The sequence below is a fragment of the Massilia sp. NBRC 108631 genome, from assembly GCF_059704565.1.
Map to the genome: position 1 here is coordinate 1 of NZ_BAAKJE010000268.1, position 7,344 is coordinate 7,344.

Consider the following 7,344-nt stretch of genomic DNA (forward strand, 5'->3'; position numbering starts at 1 on the left):
TCCCAGCACCTTGTGGCTGGCAAATAAATGAACGCTGGCCTGCGGCCAGCCATCATCAACTAAACTGTTACGGCACTCAACACGGTGCTGAGTCGACGCTTACGGTGCGGCAGGCATTTTCAGCCGTTCCAACCATGTCCGTATTGCCCTCGATAGGCGAGTCCGGCGGAAACCTCATTTAACTTACGTCCCAAGTCTGTTGTTCACCGAACCTGCAAATCATTGGTTCTTAAAGGTTTTGTTCCTATTTCTCTTCTATCCCGTTCATGAACCGGGTCTCGATCGAATGGCCATGTCGAGCGTGTCGCATCAATCCCAGCATCAAGGAGACCAGTGATCAAATCAAGTTATCAAGAAGCCAATAGCTAAAGCAGGCATGTTGGCTTGAATAGGACGCTACTGGCTGATGATGCGTCTGAGTGCAGCGTGCCACAGCATCGCCTCAGTGCGAGAGGATGCGACCTATCAAGGCCAGCCCGCCCTCATCACTGACATTGATCTTGTACAACTCTCCAATTGGCGTAGCCGACACTCCGATTGTCCAAAGAATCCTTTCAACGTGCTCGGCAAGCTGGTCCAGGTCGGCTGCAGAGCTCCAGCGCGTACGATACTCATAATGTCGCGCCAAATCCTTAGCGAACAGGATAGCCCAGTCGAACAAATTCGCAGCCTCCAAGACCTTCACAACTAGCGGGTAGTCATTGAGCGCGCACCCTTCGGCCGCGGCAAAGCCGGCTAATGCGGCAACGCTGCCGAGCAGCGTGTCCAACGGGCCAGCAGCATCAGCTGTCAGCTTGTCGACGTTATGATGACTTGTAAATCCACTACGAACTAGCAGCAGCTGACTGAGCCCAGTGGTGATATTGGACGCTAGCTCGTTTTGCGCTTCGGCATCCAGCGGCACTGCCTCCATTTCCTCATGGGTGGCCAAGGCCCCCGCATATTGAGACGCAGCGTTAAAGGCGATGGCGTACAACGTGTGCTGCCAAAGTGTGGGCGCCTGTTGTTCAAAAATGGCGGGATACTGGCGAGCCCAACATCCCAAGTAGACTGCGCGCCCCAGGTTCACCTTCACCACGCGCCGACCAAGGCGTTGTTTTGCGGGCATCTCGTTCGGCAACAGGGACTCCGCAATACGACGGGGGAGAATGATCCGAGACTGCCATCGTGTTCCGTTTTTGACCGGCAAGACAATACCTGCCGCAGCAATGCGAAGTTCCTGGTCATTGGGCACGCGCTTCAACTCGGACTCCATCGCGACACGTATATTCGTGGTCACGGTCACCGATTCGATCGTACAGAGTACCGGAGCCTCAACCGTTTCGCGCACGGCCGCCGCAATCGCGCGCTTCATCGCGTTGCCACTTTTCCCTGACGGAGCTCGAATTTTTAACCGTGCCTCAAATTGCCCCTGTGTCATCGGCTCTGGATTCGGCTCAAACGCATCTTCGAACAAGTCCAAGTTCATGCTGGCGGCAAAGGCGCCAATATGCTGCGCCGCCTTCTCCATGTCGCCATCCTGGCGCGAGCTGATAAAAAATTTCAAACTGCAGCCAGCGAAGGCACAATTGAGCGTCTCCTGTGGCATAGGGTGCGGGCCGCCTACAAGGAGTCGCTGCGGAGATAGGGGCATCACAACCGTTGCGATATCTTCGGAGCCGAGCATGGCGAGCGGTAAAAAATCATCAGCTACTGCCGTTTTGCCAATCGCTACGCAGTCAGGAAGCATGAAGCGTCGGTCACTCGTGTCGGCTGTGACCACCTGCCACTGGAGTTTGAGCAGCGCCTGGAAGCGCACGCTCGACACCAGTGATTCGGACAATACGCGCTTGTGCGTGTTCGCCACCGTGTCGGGCGCTTGACTCATCATCTGAGCCAATCCTCTTTTCACGACATCCTTGGAATTCTCGAAGAGCGCATCGAAGCGCTCTCTGAGGCGAAAGGAGATCATGCGTTCAATCGTGTTGCGATCGTCCTGCGGCAAGGCCTCGAGGCCAACCGCACTCAGCTCAGAACGAATTGCCTCCTTGAGACGGTTATCTGACGGGGAATCGATGCCGACAAGTTTGCGCACTGACTCCGTCTTATCGACAGCCGAGGCCATCTGATCGAAGATAGATTGGAACACGGAATCAAAAGTACCCCGCAGATGCGCAGTGCGTAAAGTCAGATGCGCCATGACGAGGGAGGCCATTGCTGGATCGACCGGACCATGCTCTACGGACCGAAGTTCATTGAGGCATTGATTGAGCTCATCCGATTCGAAGTCGGTGATGAGATCATCCAGTGTGTCTTTCGAATTAGGCTGAGGGGTGGAATAAAAATCTCGTTCCGCTGCCGCGCCTTCGGTCGACGTCAAATACGGTGCACGGCCCTTGGGGTACACGTACACCTGAGTCTTCAGTCCGGTACGCCGCGCCTCAAACGCGCGTTGAACCGACTGCGGTATATAGTGCTGCTTTCGTCCAGCCAATCGCCTCTCCCACGCTGTCCTGCATGCAAATGCTTCGACCAAAATAAGACCGGGCAAGTCATCAGGAAATTGACACTCCGCATCGATACCGCCTCAGCGGCGGAAACGTTTCAAGTGTCTGATCATACCTCGTACTGCTCCTGCTGCGCCGTAAAGCAGGTATGTCATGGAAAAGTTCGACCAGATTTACCTGCCACTGGAGGGCTGAGGCAAGCTCGGCCGGGATGGCGGATAACGCCTCCTAAGAGGATCGCGGCGATACCTGTATGACCGATCTCTGGATCAAAAGCGATACTTCTGGTCCAAAGATATTGTTTTGCCCGAGGTGGATGCCGTCCGCCTGCTTTGTATAACAATGCTGGGTGCGATGCAGGCTGCGTACAGCATCATCGCGCCGCATGGGGCCACACACCGGATCTCGATCGAATCTCTATATCGAGCGTGTCGCAGCAATCGCAGCATATTTGAATTTATGCGAGCCCTGTTCATGAGATGGGATGTTGGATTTTGTCGACATTCCCAATGCCCCGGCCTTCAGCGACATGTCTCAGGAGCTTTACTTTGTCAGGTTCCTGTTGTTGGGCAATAGCGGCTGCAGAAGCTGGTCAACGTCCCACCCTTTTGCGGTCGCATTGGCAACCACCCTACACAGTTTTTCTATTTGATGGTCGAGAGCGGCCTGAAGCGCGGCATTCTGCCTTTCCAATTCGATGATCCGTTCAGCCTGACTTTTTCGTTGGGCTTTAAGTGACACGGTCCCGGAAGCCTCGAGCTGCATTCGGATCGCGAGGTGGATTTTTTCCTTGCGGGCTGGGGTGTGCAAGGTCGACCGGCTGTTTAGTCTCAGCCTAGCAGTAAGGGCAGAGAACGAAATCGGTGACTTTGCAATCCCGTCGGCCAGCATCGATGTAAGTTCTTGATCTAGGAGCAGGTCTAAAGCAGAGCCTTTTGGCGGGATTCGGTGCTTTTGTGCCGCCATCAGACCGAGCTTCCGCGTCTTGTTTTGGCGGGCGCCGTGGCGCCTTTGGCGCCGGGGAAAACCTGTATCGGAATGGTCTTCGTTACCCGCTCGCCGATCGCGATGGCTTTACGGATGCCGTCAATTTTTCGTCTTTGCTCTTCCACCCATTTATCAGCACCAGCTTCGGAGTCTGATTCAGCCTCCATTTTCTTCAACACCTGCAGGTTGAGCTCAAGCAGCTTTTCCAAGTTCTGGGCTTCTTTTGCATCGCCTGTCCGGTGCAGATGTCCGCAGTTATCGAAACACTGGAGGTGCTTGGGACATGGTTCACGCGAAAAGTCGTTCGTGCAGATTCCCCATAAGGTGACATGTACCCCACCCGCATGCGTCTCCAAGAAATCAGCAGCCTCGACTGCGTTGCGCGAGGCCAGGTCGTGATAAGTGTCGGCGAGCGCTCCACGAATCGTGCCGTCAATGATGCCGGCCTGAAGGTACTTTACCTTCTCATGATAGGACTGGAATTCAACGAAGGCTGAGTGAAAGGCCAGCTCAGAATCCAGGGCTACATGCTGGTAGTAGCTGTTTTGACGCACGTCCTTTCGCCCCATTGCCAATGCCTGCTGAATCTCTGTCATGCCGCCTAGCTTATATAAGGTGTTCCGCCAGTGCCTGGACTGATGTGTGCGTAACGATATCCGGCTGCCATCTGCCTCGGTCAGGTTTCGACGATCAAAAATCGATTGAGCAATTGTGTTTCCAAGGGCGCCACTGATATCGGCAAAGGAAACGAGTGTGGGCAAGAGATAGTTTACAGACTCGTCACGTTCCTTGAACCTGAAATATCCCGTGAAAGCAATGCATAAGCACTGGTGGAGTGACAGGAATACTTTACCCTCTTTTTGGAGGGCGACCGGCGTTGGCCGCCTTCGGAGGAAGGCTGTCTCGATATCTCCTGCAAGGTATTCTGAATTTCCCGGTACCGCGCGAACAGGTTTAACGCCCAGTTCTCTGAGGCGGCGGTCTAAATTATATGCTTGTGCGGCCCCTACATAGTGGTGCACAAAGGAACGTGACACGATCGTTTGTGGGGAGATGTCCCACAACCGCCCTGGGTTCTCATGCTGCCAAGCCGCAGTCTCGCGCGCTTTCCTAGTCAGGAAAATCAAGCGATCGACGGCGCGCTTGGCCAATGGCACGTCGGAATCGGCCAGCCAGTGGATACTAGGCTCGAACCCCTTTTCTGGGAAATAGCGGATGCCGCATTCGATGTAAGTAGAATCTTCGCCAGCCTCGACTATTACCGCGTTCTGATTATCGCGGACGTCCCGTTCAACCCAACAGTCGAGCGGAATAAGCAGGGATTCATTGATTCTTGATCCCAGTGCAATATGCAGGTCAATGATCCGCAGTAGAATTTCCTCTCTGTCGTTGATCGGACTGTTCGTACACTGCGCATACGCAACCATTGCTTCCTTACTTGGTAGCTTCGAGGGCATAGCTTCCCGTTCTAGCTTCGGGTCATGGCGTAGGCGTGGCGCCGGTGGCTCTACCTTACAGACAAACGCGATCGGCAGCTTGGTCAACCTGTGCTTGTCAAGGACGACTCCTATGACTTGAAGGCAATTTGCTGCATCATAGAGGTTCTTGTACTCTCGCCGTTTCAGTCCCTCCACGACTTCGTGAAAATGGCCGTTTGTAAGGATCGCAGGATCTGCGCAGCCGGCCGTAGAAAGAGAATTGTATAGGCGCCTGATTCCGATCAGATAAGCAGTTAAGGCTGCATATTTTGGGCGCTTTTGCTGGTAAATGGAAAGGAACAGGGCCTTTGCAAAATCGCTAAAGGGTTGGGGGAGGGGAGTCACAGTATCCAGAATCGTGAAGGGAAATTGCCGGGACTTCTGCCCTCGGGCTTCGAGCCATGAATCGGCGCTCCAACGGGAATCTTCCCATTGCCCGGGAATTTTCAGCGCTTGGAAGTATTGACGCTGGCGCGCTACGAAGTCATCCATAATCAAAGCGTCCCCCTCGCATGTGCCTCGCAGCGCGCCAGAATATCGCTCGCATGTTCGATAGTTTTCTCCAGCTGGAGGACGACTTTGTTTTCGCCCAAGTCAAGAGACTGATCAAGCATGAGTTGCACCTCGCTACGTAAGGCGGCGACTACATTGCCGTGTTCGCCATCGATAAAAGGATGGAATTTTCTGCACGTGTAGCAGGAATAAATCGGATTTTTAGCGCATGCGGTATCTGTCTCCAGTCCACAGGCCCCAATGTTTCCGATGTACCTTGTAGCGACCATTCCCCGTACAATTTTGGTGGGATCATCTGCTTCTTTGCGATGGATGAGAGCTCCCGTCATAAGGCTCATTAGCTCCTTATAAGTCGCGTTTTTCCCAAGTGCCCTGGCCTTGATTTTTGCTATCGCAGGAGTGGCAGCGACGTAGTGTCGAGCAGCAACTTTTGTTGTGTGATCCAACATATCCGAGATCAGGTCACCAGGTGTACCTTGGTCTGCTAGCTTCTGGGCCATGTTATGGCGAAGAAATGTGCTTGAACATGAATCGAGTTGGGCTTTCTCGCATATCTGGACGATCGCGTTTCGTACCATCCCTGGCGATACACGCCTGTTGCGCGTATCGACGAAGATAGGCCGTTCCCCGGGCTGTTGACCGAAATGTTCTGCCTTCAGCCAAATAAGTTGTTGAATCTTCTTTGCAAGGCGTTCGGACACAACGCGATTTCTATATGAGCTTTCGTAAGTGCGCTGCTTAAGCCGAATCAATGACAAGTGAAAATACCTTACGCCACCTGGTCCCGGAACCTCCTTTAGGTTGCGTTCCTCAACTCCGGCCACCTGCTCCGCGCGCAAACCTAGCTCCCAGTTTAGGTGTGCCATGACGTTGTCACGGAGGGCGAAGTAGTTTGATTCGTCGACCGCGTCGTCCAATGCTGCAATAAACGCGCTCTCCTCTGCCGCTGAAAACACGTTTTCCCGAAATTTTACTGATCGATACGTTTCGTACTCAGGCGCTGCAAAATCGTCCAGAAGAGACGATATCTGGCGCGTGAAACCCGCGATTTTCTTCAACGCCGCCCAGCGATAAAAGATGCGGAAAGTAAGGAACACATCCCTTTGAGATTGAAAGGCGCCCAGGATCGAAGTGCAAGCTTCAGCTGACCATGGGAAAGGATACTGCCCCAACACCTCCTGCTTACTCATTAATAGATTGAAGTTGCCGTTTGCGGTCAAGGGCGAATTGGACGCGAGCCGATACCAAATGAAGTGACGCATGGCATTTTCAATTTTGGGATGAAGCCTGCACCTCCGCCAATCGATTGCACAGTAGCGCTCGTGTAACCACTGGTCGCTACTCGTATCGACAAAAATGCTGTCTTCGGCGAAGCGGGTTCGAATACGGACCTTGGGAGGAACCCCAACAGAATTACTGGTGCTCTCAGCGTCCAGGGAGTCCGTTCCGAGTATTTCAATAAATCGTTGCTTCATGTCGCTGGCTCCGTGTCATTGGCGTCGTCCCACGCGGCATTGACGCGGGCTTGGTTCTGTAGATTTGCTTGGGTAGCAATCCATTTGGCCGCATAACGCTGCGGCATTTTTGAATTAAGCTGCCACCCGCATAGATATCGCAGTTCATCGGTAGCGCGTTCAAGCTCAACTTTGGTTCTTTCAACTCGCCAGTCGAGGTAGCTGTTGCAAAAGGTGTTGCGCAACAGGTGAGGATGCAGCTGGGTGTCTGTGTGCTCAAAGGCAGCTCCGCGCATGACCGAAAACACGCTATTGAGTGCAGTGGTTCGCGTCAACTATCTTGTCCGGTCGGCGTCAATTATCTTGGCCGGTGAAGCGAGAGGTGTTTAGTCCTTCCTTTTCTTTGACTGTTGCGTAGTGCTAGCG

6 protein-coding genes are annotated in these 7,344 nt (G+C 53.5%); 1 reads left to right on the forward strand and 5 read right to left on the reverse strand.

The window, feature by feature from the left end:
* Nucleotides 1-182 (forward strand): hypothetical protein (locus AC6H42_RS29660; protein WP_497549588.1); only part of this gene is annotated, 182 nt, incomplete at its 5' end.
* Between the two features lie 260 nt (nucleotides 183-442).
* Here the strand turns inward: AC6H42_RS29660 and AC6H42_RS29665 are convergent.
* The 5 genes from AC6H42_RS29665 to AC6H42_RS29685 all read right to left on the reverse strand — a co-directional run bounded on the left by AC6H42_RS29665 (nucleotide 443) and on the right by AC6H42_RS29685 (nucleotide 7,253).
* The gene (locus AC6H42_RS29665) at nucleotides 443-2,473 is read right to left on the reverse strand and encodes a DUF4238 domain-containing protein (protein ID WP_497549589.1); all 2,031 of its coding nucleotides are present in this window, start codon (nucleotides 2,471-2,473) and stop codon (nucleotides 443-445) included.
* A gap of 556 nt (nucleotides 2,474-3,029) precedes the next feature.
* The gene (locus AC6H42_RS29670) at nucleotides 3,030-3,452 is read right to left on the reverse strand and encodes a hypothetical protein (protein ID WP_497549590.1); all 423 of its coding nucleotides are present in this window, start codon (nucleotides 3,450-3,452) and stop codon (nucleotides 3,030-3,032) included.
* Nucleotides 3,452-5,443, reverse strand: a complete 1,992-nt coding sequence (locus tag AC6H42_RS29675) for a hypothetical protein (protein WP_497549591.1) — start codon at nucleotides 5,441-5,443, stop codon at nucleotides 3,452-3,454. Before AC6H42_RS29675 ends, AC6H42_RS29670 begins: the two co-directional genes overlap by 1 nt.
* A 2-nt stretch (nucleotides 5,444-5,445) precedes the next feature.
* Nucleotides 5,446-6,939, reverse strand: a complete 1,494-nt coding sequence (locus tag AC6H42_RS29680) for a site-specific integrase (protein ID WP_497549592.1) — start codon at nucleotides 6,937-6,939, stop codon at nucleotides 5,446-5,448.
* On the reverse strand, nucleotides 6,936-7,253 hold the full coding sequence (locus AC6H42_RS29685) for a hypothetical protein (protein ID WP_497549593.1): 318 nt from the start codon (nucleotides 7,251-7,253) through the stop codon (nucleotides 6,936-6,938). Before AC6H42_RS29685 ends, AC6H42_RS29680 begins: the two co-directional genes overlap by 4 nt.
* Nucleotides 7,254-7,344 lie beyond the last annotated feature (91 nt).